The 20817-nt window shown below is 64.4% G+C and carries 15 protein-coding genes and 1 pseudogene; 5 read left to right on the top strand and 11 right to left on the bottom strand.

All coding sequences use genetic code 11. The features are described 5' to 3' along the window. The 4 genes from CSW57_RS10120 to CSW57_RS10105 are packed head-to-tail and all read right to left on the bottom strand — an operon-like array spanning position 1 to position 4576. Positions 1-789, bottom strand: coding sequence for an SDR family NAD(P)-dependent oxidoreductase (locus CSW57_RS10120; protein WP_099382675.1), 789 nt, complete (start codon positions 787-789; stop codon positions 1-3). After that, positions 786-1886 (bottom strand): zinc-binding dehydrogenase, encoded by a 1101-nt coding sequence (locus CSW57_RS10115; RefSeq protein ID WP_099382674.1) that lies wholly within the window; start codon positions 1884-1886, stop codon positions 786-788. Before CSW57_RS10115 ends, CSW57_RS10120 begins: the two co-directional genes overlap by 4 nt. Beyond that, positions 1887-2840, bottom strand: a complete 954-nt coding sequence (locus CSW57_RS10110; RefSeq protein ID WP_223249165.1) for a TIGR03619 family F420-dependent LLM class oxidoreductase — start codon at positions 2838-2840, stop codon at positions 1887-1889. Beyond that, a complete protein-coding gene (locus CSW57_RS10105) occupies positions 2837-4576 on the bottom strand; it encodes a PEP-utilizing enzyme (RefSeq protein WP_099382673.1) in 1740 nt (579 codons plus the stop codon). The genes CSW57_RS10110 and CSW57_RS10105 overlap by 4 nt, the downstream gene beginning before the upstream one ends. A 262-nt stretch (positions 4577-4838) precedes the next feature. Between CSW57_RS10105 and CSW57_RS10100 the strand changes: the two genes are divergently transcribed. After that, entirely contained in the window at positions 4839-8222 is a 3384-nt protein-coding gene (locus tag CSW57_RS10100) for a pyruvate carboxylase (protein ID WP_099382672.1), read from the top strand. 91 nt (positions 8223-8313) lie between these two features. Here the strand turns inward: CSW57_RS10100 and CSW57_RS10095 are convergent, their stop codons facing one another. The 4 genes from CSW57_RS10095 to CSW57_RS10080 are packed head-to-tail and all read right to left on the bottom strand — an operon-like array spanning position 8314 to position 13082. Then, complete coding sequence (locus tag CSW57_RS10095) at positions 8314-9369, bottom strand: acyl-CoA dehydrogenase family protein (RefSeq protein ID WP_099382671.1); 1056 nt, start codon at positions 9367-9369, stop codon at positions 8314-8316. Positions 9370-9380: 11 nt separating this feature from the next. Then, positions 9381-10616 carry an acyl-CoA dehydrogenase family protein gene (locus CSW57_RS10090; protein ID WP_099382670.1) on the bottom strand — a complete coding sequence of 412 codons (1236 nt, stop codon included), beginning with the start codon at positions 10614-10616 and terminating at the stop codon, positions 9381-9383. Further along, the gene (locus CSW57_RS10085; RefSeq protein ID WP_099382669.1) at positions 10613-11395 is read right to left on the bottom strand and encodes an enoyl-CoA hydratase-related protein; all 783 of its coding nucleotides are present in this window, start codon (positions 11393-11395) and stop codon (positions 10613-10615) included. Before CSW57_RS10085 ends, CSW57_RS10090 begins: the two co-directional genes overlap by 4 nt. Before the next feature lie 7 nt (positions 11396-11402). Continuing rightward, positions 11403-13082, bottom strand: coding sequence for an AMP-binding protein (locus CSW57_RS10080; RefSeq protein WP_099383286.1), 1680 nt, complete (start codon positions 13080-13082; stop codon positions 11403-11405). A 145-nt stretch (positions 13083-13227) separates the two neighbouring features. Between CSW57_RS10080 and CSW57_RS10075 the strand changes: the two genes are divergently transcribed. Together CSW57_RS10075 and CSW57_RS10070 are read left to right on the top strand one after the other, a co-directional pair. Continuing rightward, positions 13228-13971 (top strand): FadR/GntR family transcriptional regulator, encoded by a 744-nt coding sequence (locus tag CSW57_RS10075; protein WP_099382668.1) that lies wholly within the window; start codon positions 13228-13230, stop codon positions 13969-13971. A 108-nt stretch (positions 13972-14079) separates the two neighbouring features. Further along, entirely contained in the window at positions 14080-14298 is a 219-nt protein-coding gene (locus CSW57_RS10070; RefSeq protein ID WP_023958664.1) for a hypothetical protein, read from the top strand. Positions 14299-14379: 81 nt separating this feature from the next. Here CSW57_RS10070 and CSW57_RS10065 read toward each other — a convergent pair whose 3' ends face one another. The 3 genes from CSW57_RS10065 to CSW57_RS10055 form a co-directional block, all read right to left on the bottom strand. Then, a complete protein-coding gene (locus CSW57_RS10065; protein WP_099382667.1) occupies positions 14380-15972 on the bottom strand; it encodes a serine hydrolase in 1593 nt (530 codons plus the stop codon). Between the two features lie 136 nt (positions 15973-16108). Continuing rightward, positions 16109-17203, bottom strand: coding sequence for an inositol-3-phosphate synthase (locus tag CSW57_RS10060; RefSeq protein WP_099382666.1), 1095 nt, complete (start codon positions 17201-17203; stop codon positions 16109-16111). Further along, on the bottom strand, positions 17196-17837 hold the full coding sequence (locus CSW57_RS10055; RefSeq protein ID WP_099382665.1) for a PadR family transcriptional regulator: 642 nt from the start codon (positions 17835-17837) through the stop codon (positions 17196-17198). The genes CSW57_RS10060 and CSW57_RS10055 overlap by 8 nt, the downstream gene beginning before the upstream one ends. Positions 17838-18090: 253 nt before the next feature. Here CSW57_RS10055 and CSW57_RS10050 point away from each other — a divergent pair. Together CSW57_RS10050 and CSW57_RS10045 are read left to right on the top strand one after the other, a co-directional pair. Beyond that, positions 18091-18480 (top strand): annotated as a pseudogene (locus tag CSW57_RS10050) (DUF5318 family protein); the annotation flags it as partial. A gap of 284 nt (positions 18481-18764) precedes the next feature. Beyond that, complete coding sequence (locus tag CSW57_RS10045) at positions 18765-20810, top strand: transglycosylase domain-containing protein (RefSeq protein WP_099383285.1); 2046 nt, start codon at positions 18765-18767, stop codon at positions 20808-20810. Positions 20811-20817 lie beyond the last annotated feature (7 nt).

Below are 20817 nucleotides of genomic sequence, written 5' to 3'. Positions count from 1 at the left end.
TCAGGGAGCGGGCACGGGAACAGTCTGGCCACTCCCGCAGGTGGCGCCGCCGTCGACCGGAATCGCGGTTCCTGTCACGAACGACGCCAGCGGTGAGGCGAGGAACGCGATCACCTCGGCGACCTCGCGTGCGGTACCCCAACGGTGCAGTGGCACCATGGCTTTGAGCGACTCGTACCGCTCCGGCGTGTTCTCTTCGATGCGTTTGGTCATGCCTGTGCTGATGGGCCCCGGGCAGACGCAATTGATCCGGATCGAGTCGTTGGCCAGATCCAGTGCCAGTGACTTGGCGAGATTGACGACGCCGGCCTTGGCCGCGGCATAGGGCCACCGGTTGGGCTCACCGCCCATGGCGGTGGCGGACGAGGTGATCACCACGGAACCGCCGCCTGCCCGGCGGAAGAAGGGAATCGATTCGCGGATACCGAGGGCCACCGCGCGGAGATTGACGTCGATCGACCGGTCGAAGACATCCATGTCGAGGGTCTCGATCGAACCCGACGCCGGAACCCCGGCATTCAGGATCAGCGCATCGAGGGTCCCGAATGTTTCGACAGCCACTGACATCGCGTCCCGGTTGTCGACGCTCAGCGTGACGTCGCCGACGAAGGGCACTGCGTGGTCGTTGCCGCTGAGCCAGTCCAGGCTGTCGGCGGTCCGGTCGAACGCGACCACGCGACCGCCGCGTTCGAGGATCAGCTCGGCGGCGGCCCGGCCGATGCCGGAGGCAGCGCCTGTCACGACCGCGACGAGTCCGGTTGCAACCGAACCGTTCTCGGCCTGGGTCATGACGGCATCTCGATGATCGCACGTCCCACGATCTCGCCGCGCGCGAGAGCCTTGTACGCCTCGTCCGCTTGATCGAGCGTGTACCGACGGGTGATGACGCGCTCGGGCTCGACGATGCCGCCCGAGACCATCCGGAGCAGCGCCGGCATGTCCCGCCGTGCCTTGGCTCCATACGAACCGTGGATCTCCAGCTTGCGGCGAACCAGCCGGGCGAGGTCGATCTCTCCCGAGGAGCCGGCGGGGGCGATGCCGACCACCACGGCGCGACCACCGTCGTCGAGGATCTCCATCGCCGTGGCGAAGGTGTGTTTGTTGCCCAATGCCTCGAAGGCCACGTCCACACCGTGGCCGTCGGTCAGCGCCCGGACCTCGGCGACCACGTCGGTGGTGCTGGAATTGATGGTATGGGTGGCACCAAGTGCGGCAACGGCTTTGAGCTTCTCATCGTTGACGTCGATGGCGATGATCTGCGCCACTCCGGCGGCCGCAGCGAACTGTACGATCGACGACCCCACGCCACCGGCAGCGATCACTGCGATGCGGTCACCGAGGTCGAGCTCCGCGTTGTTGACCGCGCCCAGCGCGGTGAACGAGCTGCATCCCAGAATCGACACCTCACCGAGGCCCACACCATCCGGAACCTTGAAAGCGTCAGAAGCCGGGACCACGCAGAACTCGGCCAACCCGCCCATCGAGTACATCGCAAGTGACGTACCGTCCTCGCGCGCCAGCCGGGTCTCGCCGTCGTAGAGAGTGCCGTTCAATCGATTGTGCGCAAAGAACTTCTCGCACAGGTCCTCCAGTCCGCGCACGCAGTGACGACAGTCGCCACAGGGCATGATGAAGCTGCAGACAACCCGGTCGCCGACAGCAACGTTGTCCACGCCGTCGCCGATCTGCTCCACCACGCCGGAGACCTCGTGTCCGAGTACGGCGGGTGCCGGGAACTTCACCTCCGACTTGAGCACGTGCAGGTCGGTGTGGCACACGCCGCAGGCGGTGACCTTGAGAAGGATCTCGCCGCGGCGTGGCTCGGGTCGGGGGATGTCTTCGATCGTGAGGTCGCGGCCGTCTCCGGCCCACACGGCTGCCTTCACTTACACACTCTCCTTCGCCAATTGTGCTGCTGCCGACTCTTCTTCGGCGGTCTCGAGCAAGGTGGCCAGCCGGGCGGGCGTCTGTGCCCAGTCTCGGGTGGACCGCATCTCGTCCCAGAAATTGATCTCGACGATGAACTGTTCGGCTCCTGCCGCCACGGCGGTCCGGATGTCGCGGCGGACGCCGTCGACACCCTGGCCACCGGAACCGACGGCATCGGTCGGTCGCTGCAGGTACGAGCGTAAGAAGAGGCGTACGGGGGCGAGCTGATCCGGCCGTACCTCGCGCATGGTCTGCAGTTGATCGAGCAACGCCTCCGCAGTCCCGCTGCTGGGATTCCAGATGTCGAAGAGTGCTGCGGTACGGGCCAATCCGGCGGCCGAACGCAGCCCGGACAACAGCGGCGGGTGTGGCTGCTGGACCGGTTTGGGCCGAACCACGGACCTGGGAATGTTGAAGAAGTCGCCTGAGAACTCGACCGGGTCTGGTCCCCAACATGCCTGGACCGCCGCGACCAACTCGGTCATCCGTCGTCCGCGAGTACGCGGATCCACATCCATCTGCCCGTGCTCTTCGTCTGACCAGCCCGCGCCGAGCCCGGCGACCAATCGGCCACCGGACAGCACGTCGAGCGTCGAAAGACGCTGAGCCAGTTCGATGGGTCGGTGATACCCGGCCACCAGGATGCTGCTGCCGATCATCGCCTTCTGTGTGCACGCGGCAACAAACGCCATGAGCTCGGTGGCGCCGAGCACCGAGCGGTAGGCCGGGTGCACGGTGGTGGTGTGCCTGCCGCCGTAGATCGATTCGTTCTGCTCTGGATAGAACAGGTGCTCCTGAACCCACAGGCTGCTGAAACCCAGTTCCTCTGCGGCGACCGCGAAGTCGCGCACCGCCGTCGCATCGACGTGTGCTCCGAGCTGGGGGAGGGTGAGACCGACCTTCAGCGTCACAGTACGGTCACTGTCCCGGTGTTGCCGTCCACCTCGATCATCGCGCCGTCGGGGATGCGTGAGGTCGCATCCTGGACCGAAACCGCACAGGGAATGCCCAGTTCGCGACAGACGATCGACGAGTGGGTGATGGTGGCCCCGACGTTCACCACCACACCACCGGCAAAGACGAACAACGGGGTCCAGGCCGGGTCCGTCTGCGGTGCGACGATGATGTCGCCCTCAGCGAGATCGCCTGCGTCATAGGGGTCGTGAAGTACTCGAGCTCGTCCCCGGCTCACGCCCGGAGCGCCACCGACGCCGCTCAGAGTGTCGCCCGGCAGGGCGGGCTCCGATTTGTGTTCGGTCCGGCGCGGCCACTGCGACAGGGGGAGCGGCTCGAACAGGAAGAACGGTGGTTCCAGGTCGAACAACTGGAGGTATTGCTCGCGACGCTCGGCGATGGTGGCCGAGAACGACTCGGGGTCGGCAGCGAAGTCGTCGAGCTCGGTGTCGAGCAGCATGGTGATGTCGTGGTGGTCGTCCATCACTCCGCGGGCGACCATGCGGTGCCCCAATTCGTAGAGTGCCGCTCTCATCTCACCCATCACCTTGACGCACGATGTCTTGGTTCGTTCGCGCCATGGCATGAACTTGGTGATCGACTTGGCTGCGTCGAGGAAGCTCTGGCGGGTGTCTGCATCGGGCATCTTGTCGGCGAGTTCGGCCGTGAGCGCGATGCGCTTGGCCTGATTGCGCTCGAGGATCAGCTCCGGATCGGCATCGTCGGGACTCAGGCGCATGCCGTTGATCGCCATCAGTGCGAGAACAGGTTTGGTCTCCCAGCTGTCCGAACGGATGTCCCATTCGTTCGGCGCCCGGGAGCCGTACTTGTACAGGAAGTCGTCGAAGTCGATGCGGAACTGCTTGGCATCGGGGGATTCACTGGCGTCGACCGCGTCGAGCACAGTGGCGAGACCACCGTCGAAGATGGTGGTCAATTCGTCGGAGGCAGCGACCAGGCGGCCCATCTTCCACATCGCGAAAGACGGGGCGGCCGAGTCGACACCGCCCAATCCGCTCAGCAGATCGCCGAGTTTGTCGCTCTCACCGATGGACTCGAGCAGGGCGCCGGCCACTGCCGGTCCCATCGTGGACAGTGTGGTGGTGACCGGGTGGTAGGCGTAGCAGAAGACCAGGTCGGGAACGAATGATCGTGCGTGGTCGACCAATTCCTGATCGCTCAGGGCGCTGAGGTCAGGACGCTGCTCACGCGCGAGGTCGGCGCGGCGCTTGGTCTCTTCGGCCTCGGGATAGGTATCGGTGGTCAATGCCCACGCGGTCTTCTCGGCAAGACCCGCAGTCAGTTCAGCGTTCTCGTGGCCCGGTTTTGGCTCGTACTCCGGCAGGTCGGGGTGATCGCCCACCCAGAGGCGGTTCCACACCGGCACGGTCAGGCCCGGTAGGCGAGCGCCGTTGAGTTCGGTCATCGAGAAGTTGGTGTAGTGGTAGCCGCCGAAGTTGCCGATGATTTCGGGCATCGTCTCGTCGATCTCGGAGGCCAGGTGGGTTCCGAGGTGCTCGACGTAGCCTTCGCGCCACCCGATGTTGAGACCCTTGTTCCACACGAGTGTCACGTTCAGCGGACTCGACGGGTCGGGCAGGACCTCTCCCGCGTTCGCCCGTGTGTAGACGGGGTAGCGCTCACTGAACTCCCAATCGGTGATCCAGTGGTCGGCGCGTGGCGCGTTGCTCATCGAGTCCTCCTGAAGGCGGCTGACGGACTGTATTTCAAGTCACACTATAGAAACATCGCCCAAATAGAAACATGTACAGAGATATTGCGCAGCAAGTTGAGCAACATTCTCAGTCGACTGCCGTTTCTTACTAACTTGACTGTCCATCTAGTAAGTGATGGCGAAACATGAGAGACTCAGCTCACATACCTCGCCACACCGTGCCTGCCCGTGCGGTGTGATTCGCCGTTCCCGGCATCGTCCTGACAAGAGAGGAACGCCCATGTTCACAAAGGTCCTGGTCGCCAACCGTGGCGAGATCGCGGTTCGCGCATTTCGTGCCGCCGTTGAACTGGGTGCGTCCACGGTTGCCGTCTACCCGTACGAAGACCGCAACTCGGCCCATCGCGCCAAAGGGTTCGAGGCGTATCAGATCGGTGAACCAGGCCATCCCGTTCGCGCCTACCTCTCTGTCGACGAGATCATCTCGGCCGCACAACGTGCTGGTGCCGACGCGATCTACCCCGGATACGGGTTCCTCTCCGAGAATCCGGGCCTGGCCGCTGCCTGTGCAGCTGCGGGGATCACCTTCGTCGGCCCGTCCGCCGACATACTCCGGCTCACCGGAGACAAGTCGCACGCTGTTGCCGCGGCCCGAGCCGCGGGGCTGCCGGTGCTTGCCTCCTGCGCGCCATCCGATGATGTCGACGAGCTGGTCGCCGCAGCGGAGGGAATGCGATTCCCTGTGTTCGTGAAGGCGGTTGCCGGCGGCGGCGGCCGAGGAATGCGACGTGTCGCCGACCCGGAGTCACTCCGGTCTTCCATCGAGGCTGCATCGAGAGAGGCGAACACGGCGTTCGGTGACGGGACCGTCTTCCTCGAACAGGCGGTGGTCAACCCCCGGCACATCGAGGTCCAGATCCTGGGTGACAGCAGCGGCGAGGTCATCCACCTCTTCGAGCGGGACTGCTCGTTGCAGCGGCGACACCAGAAGGTTGTCGAGGTGGCTCCCGCGCCAGGACTCGATCCCGAACTGCGCGAACGTATCTGCGCTGACGCGGTGAAGTTTGCTCGACACATCGGATACACCTGTGCCGGCACCGTTGAGTTTCTCCTGGATCCGTACGGCAATCACGTCTTCATCGAGATGAACCCCAGGATCCAGGTGGAGCACACCGTCACCGAGGAGATCACCGACGTCGATCTGGTTGCGGCGCAACTGCGTATCGCGTCGGGTGAGTTGCTGACCGATCTGGGACTGACGCAGGACTCCATCGAGATCCGCGGCGCCGCCATGCAGTGCCGGATCACCACCGAGGATCCCACCGACGGGTTCCGCCCCGACACCGGCCGGGTCACGGCCTATCGCACACCTGGCGGCTCCGGCGTCCGATTGGACGGCAGTGTCGGACTCGGGTCGGAGATCGGTTCGCATTTCGACTCGATGCTGGTCAAACTCACCTGCCGAGGACGCGACTTCGCCACCGCAGCGGCCCGCGCCCGGCGGGCGATCGCCGAGTTCCGTGTACGTGGCGTGGCGACCAACATCCCTTTCCTGCAGGCAGTCCTGGACAATCCCGACTTCCTGGCCTGGAGGGTCGACACCTCCTTCATCGAGAACCACCCGGAGCTCTTGACCCAGAACGTCTCCGCGGACCGGGGCACTCGCATCCTCCGGTACCTTGCAGACATCACCGTCAACCGGCCACACGGCGAGCGTCCGTCCACCGTCTATGCCGTGGACAAGCTACCGGCGGTGGACGTCGGCGCCCCACCTCCGGCCGGATCGCGGGATCGGCTGCTGCGCCTCGGACCGACGGGGTTCGCCGCAGACCTCCGTCGCTCAACGGCTCTGGCCGTCACCGACACCACATTCCGGGATGCCCATCAGTCTTTGCTGGCAACGCGCGTACGAACCCGTGATCTCGTCGCCGTTGCGCCCTACGTTGCCCGGATGACACCGCATCTGCTGTCGGTGGAAGCGTGGGGAGGAGCGACATACGATGTGGCGCTGCGCTTTCTGCACGAGGACCCATGGGAGCGATTGTCTGCGCTGCGTGAGGCGATGCCGAACATCTGCATACAGATGCTGCTGCGAGGCCGGAACACGGTGGGATACACGCCTTACCCCGACGAGGTGACCCATGCGTTCGTTCGCGAGGCGGCAGACACGGGAGTCGACATCTTCAGGATCTTCGATGCGCTCAACAATGTCGACCAGATGCGCCCGGCGATCGATGCGGTTCGCGACACGGGCACAGCTGTCGCCGAAGTGGCGATGTCGTACACCGGCGATCTGACCGATCCAGATGAGGATCTGTACACACTCGACTACTACTTGCGACTCGCCGAACAACTGGTGGAGGCCGGCGCACACATTCTGGCGATCAAGGACATGGCCGGTCTGCTGCGTCCCCCGGCCGCCGCAACCCTTGTCACGGCACTGCGTTCACAATTTGATCTACCGGTTCATCTCCACACCCATGACACCCCGGGCGGTCAGTTGGCCACCTACCTCGCGGCTTGGGACGCCGGTGTCGACGCCGTCGACGGTGCCAGCGCCGCGCTGGCCGGCACCACCAGTCAGCCGGCGTTGTCGGCGATCGTGGCCGCGACCGAGCACACACCACGTGACACCGGGCTCGATCTCAGCGCCGTGTGCGACCTCGAGCCGTATTGGGCCGCAATCCGTTCGAACTATGCGCCATTCGAGTCAGGACTTCCCGCACCCACCGGCCGCGTGTACACCCACGAGATCCCGGGCGGGCAGCTGTCCAATCTGCGCCAGCAGGCATTGGCGCTCGGCTTGGCCGATCGGTTCGAGGACATCGAGTCGGCCTATGCCGGTGCCGACCGGATTCTGGGCCGATTGGTCAAGGTGACCCCGTCGTCGAAGGTGGTCGGCGACCTGGCGTTGGCGCTTGTCGGAGCCGACGCAACGGCGGACGACTTCGCAGCCGAACCATCGTCCTACGACATCCCGTCGTCGGTCATCGACTTTCTCCGCGGCGACCTCGGCGACCCCGCCGGTGGCTGGCCCGAGCCGCTGCGATCTCGCGCGCTGGCCGGTCGGGCCGAGCCGAGAGCGGTCACGCCCCTCACGGAACAACAGCTGTCGGGGCTGTCAGGGCCGAGCGATGTCAAGCGGGAGACGTTGAACCGGCTGCTGTTCCCCGGCCCGACAACGGAATTCGAAAACCACCGCGACAACTTCGGAGACACCGCGCAGCTGTCGACCAATCAATACTTCTACGGGCTGCGTCAAGGAGAGGAGCACCGGGTGCAACTCGAACCCGGCGTGGAGTTGCTGATCGGTCTGGAAGCCATTTCCGAACCCGATGCCCTGGGCATGCGCAATGTGCTGTGCATACTCAACGGTCAGCTCAGACCGGTGCAAGTTCGTGACCGCAGCGTCGAGACGACCACTCGCGAAGCCGAAAAGGCCGATCGCACCGATTCGGGGCAGGTACCGGCGCCCTTCACCGGTGTGGTCACGTTGTCGGTCAAAGAGGGCGACGCCATCGAGCAGGGTGAATCGGTGGGAAGCATCGAGGCGATGAAGATGGAGGCCGCGATCACCGCGCCCCGCTCCGGCACCGTCAGCCGAGTGCCCATCAGTGGTGCAGCACAGGTCGATGGTGGGGACCTGCTTCTTGTGATCGCCTGACCCGCGGGTCATATCCTCCGGTTACGGCCATATCCTCCGGTTACAACCGGAGGATGTGGCCGATGTCGGAGGGGATGTGTAACCGAAGGACTCAGGGCACCAGCGCGGCGGCAACTGTCTCGGCGTGCACGGCGGTGTTGCCGAACAACAGTTCACTCGTCTTGGCCCGGCGAAAGTATCTGTGCAACGGGTGCTCCCAAGTGAATCCGATGCCGCCGTGGATCTGCACGGACTCCTCGGCCGCGAAGGTCGCGGCTCGCGAGGCGAGCACTCGGGCCGTCGCGGCAGCGACGAACAACTCGCCGCTACTGCGAGAATCGGCGTCAGCGGCATCGAGTACAGCGGCCTCGGCCAGTTCGATCGCCACCAGCATGTCGGTGAGTCGATGTTTGATTGACTGGAACGATCCGATGGCACGTCCGAACTGTTGCCGGGTCTTGGCGTAGTCGACAGACATCTCCAGGCAGGCGCGGGCAGCCCCCACCTGCTCAGCGGCGAGCGCGGTGATGGCGATGGCCTGCGCCTTGTCGAGACCCGCTATGAGGTGGCTACCGCCGACGCGCGCCGCTGACGCCCCGGTGAACTCGATCCGCGCGAGTGGCCGGGTGAAGTCGAGTGATTCACGCGCGGTGCGTGTTACGCCGGCGGCGTGCCCGCCGATGACCGCCAACTCCGGACCCGAGGGTCCCTCGGCGACGACGACGAGCAGATCAGCATCGGCTCCGGTGACCACGGCCTCCTGAGCACCGTCGAGAACGATTGTGTTGTCGTCACCTCCGGACGCGGTGATCGACGTGGACGCAAACGGGTATCCGGTCACGAGTGCGGCGGTCACGCTGCCATCCGCGATGGTCGGAAGATGTTGTGTCTTGGCGGCATCCGAACCTGCATGCAGCAGAGTGAAACCTGCCAGGATGACCGAGGAGAAGTATGGACCGGCGCCGAGTGACCGGCCCAGTTCGGCCATCACCACAGCGGTGTCCTTCAGGGTGAACCCTGCTCCGCCGTAGTTCTCCGGGAACGGGACCTCGGTCAGACCCATCTCCAGCAGCGAGTCCCAGACGTTGTCGCCGGCTGCGGTGCGGGCCAGCGACGACCGGAGACTTGATTCGAGATCGCGCTGTTCGACCGTCAATTCGAGAGGCATTTGCCGATCTCCTAACGTGGTTCGCGGGGCAGTCCGAGCCCGCGTTCGCCGATGATGTTTCGCTGGATCTCGTCAGAGCCTCCCGCTATGCGATAGCCGGGTGCGCCCAGGAGATGATCGGTCCAGGCGAACGTGTTCGGCTCTCCGGTGTCGGCGAGGATCTTCGGGCCGAGGAACGATGCGGCGGCGTCGCCGATCCGCTTGAGGTTCTGGGTCCAGACGAGTTTGCCGATCGAACCCTCAACTCCCGGAACGGCTCCCGATTGCTCACGTTCGGCGTAACGAGCCACCATCAGTGCCGAGGCGCGCTCGTAGATCGCAGCGTCTGCCAATTGCTGGCGTACCAGGGGATCGCCGATGATGCCCTGACTCTTTGCCAGACGCACCAGATCAGCGCTGTTACCGCCGGCGCTGACGATCCCCGCGCTCGAATTGCGTTCGAAGCCAAGCGTGGTGAGCGCGACCTTCCAACCGTCACCTTCGGCACCGACGCGCAGCGAGTCAGGTATTTCGACGTCGGTGAGGAAGACCTCGTTGAACGTCGATCCACCGGAGCTCTGCCGAATGGGTCGTACATCGACGCCAGGCGCATCCATCGGCACCATGAACGCCGTCATCCCACGGTGTTTGGCCACGGTGGTATCGGTGCGGGCGATGAGCAGGCCCCACTCGGAGAACTGTGCACCCGAGCTCCACACCTTCTGCCCGTTGATGCGCCAACCATCGCCGGTGGCCACAGCTTTGGTGGACAGCCCGGCCAGATCGGAACCGGCGCCGGGTTCGGAGAAAAGCTGGCAGCACAGTTCGTCGGTTCGAAGGAATGGTCGGACAAATCGTTGTCGCTGCTCCTCGGTGCCGAGCGCATGAAGCGTGGGCGCCACCAATTCGACGGTCACGAGCACGGTCTCGTGACGGTCCGGCGTGACGTACTGCCGCTCGAGGCCGACGTACACGCGTTCGTGGCTGGCAGTCAGGCCGGCGCCACCCCATTCCGGACCCCAGGTGATGGCACCGAACCCGGCATCGACCCTTTTTCGCTGCCAGTCCCGGGCGGCGTCGATCAGGTCGCGTTCCTCGTCGTGGGTGTGGTTGTGGAAAATTGCGTAGTTCGGGTCTGCCGCAACCGTCGGCCCCGCCTCCCTTCGATCGAGGTGCTCGTCGAGCCACGCAACGCACTTTTCGGAGAACACGTCGATGTCGATCACCTGTGCGTCGACGGATCCACTCGATCCCGGGCTCGGGGTCATGGCTTCCTTCCTTTCGACATCTCGGCGATACGGGCCTCGACTGCCTTCTTGGAGTCGGGATGCTCGGAGAGTCGCACGGTGAAGGTCTGTTCGAGTTCGTAGCCGCGTTTGAGATCGACGTCTTCGCACCCGTTCAGCGACTGCTTTGCCAGGGTCAGCGCGTATCGGCTCTTGGCGGCGATGACGCGCGCCCGCGACATCGCGACCTCGAGGAGTTCGGCGTGCGGTACCACGTCGAGGGGTGCACCCCAGCCGCGCAGGGTCTCTGCATCGACGGGCTCGGCGGTGAAGAACATCCGTCGCATCGCCTGCTGTGGAAGCATCCTGGCGGTGAACCGGCCTCCACCGAGGACGCCGACACCCATCTCCGGAAGGCCGAACGTCGCCCGGTCGGAGGCAACCACGATGTCGCTCAGCGAGGCCAACGCAAGACCACTACCGAGAGCGGGACCGTTGATGGCAGCGACAACGGGTAACGCGCAGTCGTACAACCCGAAGAGTGCCCGTCTCACGCTGCGCATCTCGACGTCGCCGCTCACCGAATCCATCACCCGAAAGTTGCCGAGATCATTGCCCGCGCAGAAGATCCTGCCGCGGCCGGTGAGGACGATGGCGCGGATGTCCTGGTTGTCGGACAGCATGTCGAAGACTCGTGCGATCTCGTCGTACATCTGGGTGTCGATCGCGTTCACCTTGCCGCGGGCAAGTTCGACGAGTGCGATACCCGGTTCCGGCTCGGTGACGACGAGATGTTCGATCCCAGGCGTCTGAACGGTCATTGGGTCCCTATTTCTCGTGTGTCGCGGCGAATTTCATCGCCGTCATCTGGGGTGGGAGCGCATCTCGATCGCGGGTCCAGTCGCGCAGCGCAAACTTCTGCACCTTGCCGCTGGCTGTCTTCGGCAGAGAATCGACCACGAAGACGCTCTCCGGGATCTTCTGTACCGCGATCTCTCGTTCGAGAAGAAATCGGTGTACCTCGGGCAGTGTGAGATCGCGCTGATCTCGGGTCACCACAAACGCACACCCGCGTTCACCGGTCCGGGCATCGGGCCCGGCGACAACGGCCACCTCGACCACAGCCGGATGCTCGCTGAGTTGGTTTTCGACGTCGTGTGCGCTGATCTTCTCGCCCGAGCGATTGATGACATCTTTGATACGTCCGACGATGTGGATACCGCCGCTGCTGTCGAAGCGACCCAGGTCACCGGTACGGAAGAAGCCGTCGTCGGTGAAGGCGGTCTTGTTCAGGCGCTCATCGAGGTATCCGAGAAAGGTGTCCGGTCCACGCCAGAGGGTTTCGCCCACCGCGCCTGTGGCAACGGACGTGCCGTCGTCGTCGGCGACGATCACCTCAGTGGGTGAGATCGGCCGTCCATCGGTTTTGGTGCGCAGGTAGATGGGGTCCCACCGGTCGGACGCCGTGACAGACGGGCCCTCGGTGGCGCCGTACATCCTCGTGACCGTACCCAGCCGCTCGGTTGCGGTTGCGGTCAGCGAGTCGGGGATATCGGCTCCGCCACAAGCGATGTAGCGGATGGAAGGGGTATCGAGTTTCGCTGCGATGGCCGCGTCGAGCAGGCCCCGGAGGAAAGGCGTCGAGAAGATCATGAAGCTGGCGTGCTCGGACCGGATGAGATCCAAGGCCGCCTCGGGGTCCCAGATATCCTGCAGCACAACCGTTGTGCCGAGTAGGCACGGCAGCGTCAGCGCGCAGTTCACCCCGGTCACATGGGTGACCGGTGAAGGGTTGAAGATCACGTCGCGCTCGTTCAATCCGAACCAGGTGATCATCGACTGGTTCTCGTAGACAAGGGTGTTGTGGCTGTGCAGAACGCCTTTGGGGTCAGCGGTGGTACCAGAGGTGTACAGCAACAGGCAGATAGTGTCAGGGTCGGCCGGTGGGAGATTACGTACAGCCGAAATGGCCTGCGGGGTTGCCGACTTCACCAATTCGTCCAACGTGGTGCCGACCGCCGCGCTGACGGGGTTTCCTCCGATGGAGACGACAAGCTGCAGGTCGGGCAGGTCGGTCACCAGGTCCCGGTACATTGCCCCGAAATCGAAACCGCGGTGCGTTCCGGGGATGAGCACCACCTTTGCGCGGGCCTGCCCGAGGATGAATCGGACTTCCCGGGCTCGGTAGATGGGAACGATCGGGTTGGCGATCGCGCCGAGCTTCATGATGGCCTGAAACGCGATGACCGCCTCGGCGCAATTGGGCAGCTGGAACGCCACGACGTCGCCGGACCGCACACCGCGACCGCGCAGCGCTGCCGCGAGCCGTGCCGACGCGTCGTCGAGTTCACTGAAGGTGACGCGACGCGCGCCGTCGATCACCGCAACAGCGTCCGGGTATCGAGCGGAGGCCTGCTCTAGGAAGTGGGCGACGGGCTGATCGCGCCAGTGCCCGGCGCTCCTATATCTCTGCGTCAGAGCAGCATTCGGTGGCCGTGTGGGATACATGACCACCTCCTCGCCCCCGTGAGTACTTTTCTGACACGGACTACAGTATCTAATCCCGCTAACTATGTACAGACTTGGCGCACATCACACTGTCCCTAGGTATGGTTAGCACTGCGAGACGAACTTGGAGGCGGGGGAGAAACACATGACCATCGAGGAAAGCGTTCCGCGGGCGCGCGCCCCCAAGATCTCGGCGCGTGTGGCCAACGTGATCGCGGATCAGATCCTCGGAGGCGGAATCGTCGTCGGACAACGGCTGCCCACAGAGAAAGAAATGGTCGCCGAGCACGGGGTGGCGCGGACGACCGTCCGTGAGGCGCTGCGTCTGCTCGAAAGCCGCGACCTCGTGACGATCAAGTCCGGCATCGGTGGCGGCCCGGTGGCAAAGCGGCCGGAGCTCGAGTCGCTCGGCAACACGATGAAGCTGTTCCTGCAGATCAACGGCGCCAACATCAGCGACGTCATCGACGTCCGGCTGATGATGGAGCCCATCGTCGCCCGTCAGGCCGCGGCGAACGTCACCGACGACCAGCTCGAGACCATGCAACTGGCGCTCGACCGCATGCGCGAGGACCCCGGCGATTACGCCAACTTCCAGGAGAACAACGCCGTGTTCCAGCGCGGGGTGTACGAAGCCGCCGGGAACCCCGCTCTGCGCATCGTGATGGAAACACTGTGGCTGCTGGTGCGCGACGCCGAACCCAGCGAGCACCCGATGGCGACCCGGCTTGCTGCGGTCGAGATGCAGCAGGACGTTCTCGACGCCATGCGTGAGCGCGACCAAGACGCGTCAGCCACCGCGATGAGCGCGTTCGTGGAAGAAACGGCCAAGTACTACCGGCGCCGATTGAACGAGATCATCTCGCGGCCGGTGCACTGGCAGATGTAGAGCGGCATCCCTCAAAATCCGCGGGAACATTCGTGCGCCGCGACGTCTCCTATCTCTGACTGCTTCACCAAGACAGAGAATCAACAGCACCGATTCACAGGAGACATCATGGCCACCGAGTACTACGACACCAACGCAGACGGCATCATCGACACCGCTCTCACCGACACCGACGGTGACGGCATCGCCAACTACGAGGAGTACGACACCGACGGTGACGGATTCGCCGACGAGATGCACGAGGACGCGAACAACGACGGTTACATCGACACCGTGCACGTCGACACCGATGGCGACGGTTACTACGACACCACGGTGGTCGGCTGATCCACAGACTCCCGATGTAACCGACGAAGACCCACCGAGTATTCGGTGGGTCTTCGTCGTTCGCTCTGACAGCCGCGCGGTTCAGGACTTCGTGAACGTTCCCAGACCGTTGTCGTCGAAGTACTCGAGCACCACCGTGCTGCCGTCGAACGTCGCCTGCGACACCGTGCCCGGGTTCGGCATCTCGCCGGTGGGGATGAACGTCCAGGTGTCTCCACTCCAGGGCGTCAGCGTGTATCGCACCCGATCCGGCCCGATGGTCAGTTGCAGGTTGCCGTCGGGCATCGGTGCCACGGTCGCCTCGCCCCAGTAAGGGTTGGTGTACGTGCCTGCGTACCGCGGCAGCGGTCCTGGCGGAGCGGCGTCGGCGGGCCGCTGCTTGCCTGCAAGTTCACCTTCGGCCGGTTCGGCGGTGAGTTGTGCATAGCCCGCAACCCAATCCCTGGTGATCTTTCCGTATTGGACGAGGTCGACGAACTCTGCGGTCAACGCCTCGACCGCACCGATCGGTCCGGCGTTGCTCAGAGCCACGATGCCTACGTTCAGGGACGGGATCATCACGTAGTTTGTCGCAGCTCCCAAGTTGAACGCACCGGAGTGGCTGTTGATCACGCGTCCCGACGATGTGGTGCTGACGTTCACCCCGTACCCGGACGTGCCCGATCGGAACGACGTGTCCTGGCCGGGGCCGTGGGCGAACTCACTGGTGAACGCTGCGATCAGCGGTTCCTTCTCGACCAACGGCTGCCCGTTGTGTACCCCACCTGCGAGAACCAGATTCATCCATTTCGCGAGGTCGTTGACCGTCGAAGAGACGCCGCCGGCAGGGGCCTGTGCATCGGGGTCGCGCTGGAACTTGGGCTGGTACTTGTCGCCGACCAGCGTGTGGGGGATGGCGCGGTCGGTGTGCGCCATGTAGTCGGCGAAGCGAGAACTGGTGTTGGTCATGCCCAACGGCCCGTAGAGCGAGTTCTGGCTCAGGGTTGCCCAATCGGTTCCTGCTGCGACGGAGACGGATTCGGCCGCCGCGGTGATGCCGAAGTTGGTGTACGCGTCGTGGACCCGAAAGTTGGTCGCCTCGATGGGCTCTTGAGCCAGCTTGCTCAGGATGTCTTGCTGCCCGTAGCCGAGGTCTTCGAGGATGTCACCCGCGTGAAGCGGTAACCCCGACCGGTGGGTGTACATGTCGGCGATGGTCACGTGGTCACTGATCCACGGATCGCTCATCGTGAACGACGGCAGGTTCTGACGCACGGGGGTGTCCCACTGCACAACACCTTTGCCGACCTCCTCGGCAATCACGGTGGCTCCGACCGACTTGGACAGCGACGCGATCTGAAAGACGGTGTCGGCGTCCACTTTGCCGTCCTTACCGACCTCCCTGACGCCGAAACCCTCGGCGAAGGCCACCTCCCCGCCGCGGACAACTGCCACCGCGAGGCCGGGGATCTTGGTCTTCGACATGATGCCCTCGGCGAGCTCGGGCACCCGGTCGATGGCGTCATCGATCTGCTGCTCGCTCACCGCCACAGCCGAATCGGCCGGGGGCGGACCCGAGAAGTCGCCATCCGGGCTCGACGATTCGTTGTCGCCCCCGCATGCGGAGATCACGAGAACTGCCGTGAGTGCCGTGACGGCGAGCTGCAGCCGGCGAGAAGTGGCCAATTTCGTCATAGGCGACATCTTTGGCCATAAAGGACCGTTTTGCACCGGAAATGCCAAGAGCCGCACACCTTCTAGAAGGCGTGCGGCTCTCGGGTCGAGATTGTCAGATCAGATCAGGAATCGGCCCCGATCCCGATTCTGCTTGTCAGGAATCGGCCCCGATGATGAAGGCTTCGAGCTGCTTGCGCGCGACGTCGTCGGCGAGCTGCTCGGGCGGGCTCTTCATGAGGTAGGCCGAGGCCGGGAGGATGGGTCCTCCGATGCCGCGGTCCTTGGCGATCTTCGCCGCACGAACGGCGTCGATGATGATGCCGGCCGAGTTGGGGGAATCCCAGACCTCGAGCTTGTACTCGAGGCTCAGCGGCACGTCGCCGAAGGCGCGACCTTCGAGGCGGACATAGGCCCACTTGCGGTCGTCCAGCCACGCAACGTGGTCCGACGGTCCGATGTGAACGTTCTTGTCGTCGATCTTGCCTGCCAGCGAACCGGTGAGGTTCGAGGTGACGGCCTGGGTCTTCGAGACCTTCTTGGACTCGAGACGCTCACGCTCGAGCATGTTCTTGAAGTCCATGTTGCCGCCGACGTTCAGCTGGTACGTGCGGTCCAGCGTGACACCGCGGTCCTCGAACAGCTTCGCCATCACGCGGTGGGTGATGGTGGCACCGACCTGGCTCTTGATGTCGTCGCCCACGATCGGCACACCGGCGTCTTCGAACTTCTTGGCCCACACGGGGTCGCTGGCGATGAAGACCGGCAGGGCGTTGACAAACGCGACGTTCGCGTCGATGGCGCACTGTGCGTAGAACTTGTCGGCCTGCTCGGAACCGACGGGCAGGTAGGACACGAGCACGTCGACCCTGGCGTCTTTGAGGGCCTGGACGACATCGCCGCCCTCGCCGTCGGCTTCGGTGATGGTCTCGCGGTAGTACTTGCCGAGTCCGTCGAGGGTGTGGCCGCGCTGCACGGTGACGCCGGTGGGCGGCACGTCAGCGATCTTGATGGTGTTGTTCTCACTGGAGAAGATGGCATCCGAGAGGTCGAAGCCGACCTTCTTGGCGTCCACGTCGAATGCGGCGACGAACTCGACGTCGCGGACGTGGTACTCGCCGAACTTCACGTGCATGAGGCCCGGAACAGAAGCGTTCTCGTCGGCATCCTTGTAGTACTGCACGCCCTGGACCAGGGATGAGGCGCAGTTACCCACGCCAACAATTGCCACGCGTACTGTGTTGTCACCCATGGTCGGGTTCCCCTTCTTTGTGTGGTGTAACCGAAGTTGTTTCGGGTTCTGTCGTAACCGCCTCGGTCGGCAACGGCCCGGGATTCCTCGACGTCTTGGTCGAATCCCCGGCCCATTCCGAACTTTCGGCGGCGATGAGTTCGTTGAGCCAGCGAACTTCACGCTCGCTGGATTCGAGACTCAGCTGATGGAGTTGCTTGGTGTAGCGATCCACTGTGCGGTTCGAACGTCCGACGGCCTCTCGGAGACCTTCGCGCCGCTCTTCCACCTGCCGGCGACGACCCTCGAGGATGCGCATGCGAGCTTCCGCGGGAGTCCGGCTGAAGAATGCGAGATGCACTCCGAAGCCGTCGTCGGTGTAGTTCTGCGGTCCGGTGTCGGCGACCAGTTCGGCGAACCGTTCGCGTCCCTTCGGGGTGAGCGCATAGACGCGACGAGCGCGTCGTTTGAGCGTTCCCGGAGGGCCCGAATCCTCAGCGATCAAACCGTCGGCCTGCATGCGGCGCAGTGACGGGTACAGCGATCCATACGAAAACGCGCGGAACGCCCCGAGCAGTCCGGTGAGCCGTTTACGCAGCTCATAGCCATGCATCGGGGATTCGAGGAGCAAACCGAGTACCGCGAGTTCGAGCATCTCCGATCGCACCTCCGTTCAACGTGTTGCAGAAACCTGTACCGCAGATGCTACACACATATGTATCGGGCCGATATAACCGGGAGGGAAACTACGCCTGAACTGGGCTTATCCGCAGCATGCACGCGTCGAGAACGATCGGTGCTGCGAAAATTGGGCTGTCAGCAGCGACGATCGGAGCCCTGTCGCGGTCTTGGCGGCGCCGAACCGCCAAATCTTCCGAGTCGGCGGCACGTACTCTTGATTCGTGCGATTGCAGCGACAGGTGGTGGACTACGCGTTACAGCGCAAGTCCCGGCTGGCCGAGGTCTACTCCGGACGTACCGGGGTTGCCGAGGTGTGCGATGCCAGCCCCTATCTGCTGCGCGCGGCGAAGTTTCACGGCCGTCCCAGTTCGGTGCGATGCCCGATCTGCCGGAAAGAACAGGTCACCATCGTGTCCTGGGTGTTCGGCGAGAAGCTTGGGCAGGTGTCGGGGTCGGCGCGCACCACCGAGGAGATCCTGCGCCTGGCCGTGAGCCAGGAGGAGTTCTCGGTACATGTGGTCGAGGTGTGCCGGACCTGCAGCTGGAACCACCTGGTCCAGTCGTACGTGTCCGGCTTGCCTCCGCGTCCACGGGTACGGCGGACCCGGCGGGTCGCAGGGGGTCGAATGGCGAACAGTTCAGCCGATGCAGCCACTGAGGTGGGTGCCGGCGGTGGCCCAGAAGGAATGGGCTCAAAAGGGATCGGCACTGAAGGTATGGAGAAGTACTTGTGAGCAATGGCCCTGACGGACCCAATCGGTCCGGTTGGACCTCGGAGCACGGCGGCGGCGGCCGCGCTCCCTCCAGCAGCAACCCGGTCGAGAAGAAGCGACGGTGGCAGAAGGCAGTCGCATGGATTGTCGGTCTCGGTGGTGCGCTGCTCCCCGCTTTCGCGCTGGTGATGGCAGCAGTGTTCCTGGTGACCTACGCCGGAGCCGAGGTGCCCGCACCCGGCGACATCAAGCAGAGTCAGATCGCCACGGTGGTCGACACCCGGGGCGGCGAACTCGCGCGAATCGTGCCACCGGAGGGCAACCGAACCGATGTGCCGATCACCGAGATCCCGCAGGTGCTGCAGCAGGCCGTGATCGCAGCCGAGGACCGCGAGTTCGCGAGCAATTCGGGCTTCTCGATCCGCGGTTACTCCCGCGCCGCGTGGGGCAAGGTGACCGGTCGCGAGGACGCGGGCGGCGGCTCGACCATCACCCAGCAGTACGTGAAGAACGTGCTGACCGGCGACGAGGCCAGCTACCAGCGCAAGTTCCGTGAACTCGCGATCTCCACCAAGATGTCCAGCGAGTGGACCAAGGAAGAGATTCTCGCGGCGTACCTCAACACCATCTACTTCGGTCGCGGCGCATACGGTGTCTCGGCAGCGGCCAAGGCGTACTTCAACAAGAACCTCGCCGACATCACCCTGTCGGAGGCGGCTGTGCTCGCGTCGTCGATCCGTTCTCCCTCCTACTACGACCCGGCAACCAACCTCCAGGCTGCCGAAGGGCGCTGGGAGTACGTCCTCGACGGCATGGTCACGATCGGCGCGATCAACAGGGAAGAGGCCGACGCGCAGGAGTACCCGAAGGTGGTCGATACCCAGGCCGTTGCCGGCGACCCGGCGAGCGACGGACCCAACGGACTGATCAAGCAGCAGGTACTGGCCGAGCTCGGCACACTCAACATCTCCGAAGAGGAGATCCGGACCGGCGGTCTTCGCATCACCACCACGATCGATCCCCAGGTGCAGCGGGCGAACTTCACCGCGGCGAACGACCTCCGAGAGGGTGAGCCGCCCGAGCTGCGAACGTCTGTGGTGTCGATCGACCCGCGGACCGGCGCGGTCCGCGGCTACTTCGGTGGCAACGACGGCAACGGATTCGACTATGCGCAGGCCAATTTGCAGACCGGCTCGTCGTTCAAGGTGTTCGCTCTGGTGGCAGCACTCGAGCAGGGCATCCCGCTGTCGAAGACCTACAGCTCGGCGCCGTTCGAGGGACCCGGCGGCCTCACCGTCACCAACTCGGACGGCGAATCCTGCGGGTCGTGCAACCTCGCGACGGCCATGAAGATGTCGCTGAACACCGTCTACTACCGCCTGATGATGGACCTCAACGGTGGACCCACCGCGGTCGCCGATGCGGCTCACCGCGCGGGCATCCCCGAGGTCGCGGCCGACGGTGCCAAGACACTGCAGAACCCCGACGGCGGAGTCGAGGGTGGTGTTGTGCTCGGGCAGTACGCATCTCGCGTCATCGACATGGCGTCGTCGTACGCCACGCTCGCGGCGTCGGGCATGTACCACGCCCCGCACTTCGTCCAGAAGGTCGAGAACTCGCAGGGTCAGGTGCTCTACGAGCGCACCGACAATGCGGGTGAACGCCGGCTGCCGGCCGAGGTGGCCGACAACACCACGGCTGCACTGGAACCGATCGCCTCGTATTCCAACGGCAACGCTCTCGACGGGGGCGAGCGGCCGTCCGCCGCCAAGACAGGCACCACCCAGCTCGGCGACACCGGGCTGAACAAGGACGCCTGGATGGTGGGGTACACGCCGCAGCTGTCGACGGCAGTGTGGGTTGGTACCGACAAGGGCACGGCGCTCAAGAACTACACCGGCGCAACGATCTACGGGTCAGGCCTGCCGGCGCAGATCTGGCGAACAGCGATGAACCGGGCTCTCGACGGCCGGCCGATCGAGGAGTTCCCGGAGCCGGGTGAGATCGGTGGAGTCGCAGGCGTTCCCTATGAGCCGCCGCCGCAGACCTACACCCCCACGCGCACCGTGCCGACCACCACCACACCGCCGACCACCACCACTCGGCCGGGCGTGACGATTGGCCCCGGCGTGGTGATCCCACTTCCGGGTGGCGGCCCCGACCCTGACACCGAGACGGAGACAGAGCCGGTACTCCCGCCCGAAGAGGGTGGACCGTCCACAGGTACCCGCTGAGCGAGCG

Source organism: Williamsia muralis, assembly GCF_002735905.1.
In the GTDB taxonomy this organism is placed as follows: Bacteria; Actinomycetota; Actinomycetes; order Mycobacteriales; family Mycobacteriaceae; genus Williamsia; species Williamsia muralis_A.
This window is presented reverse-complemented; position numbering and strand designations above follow the sequence as displayed.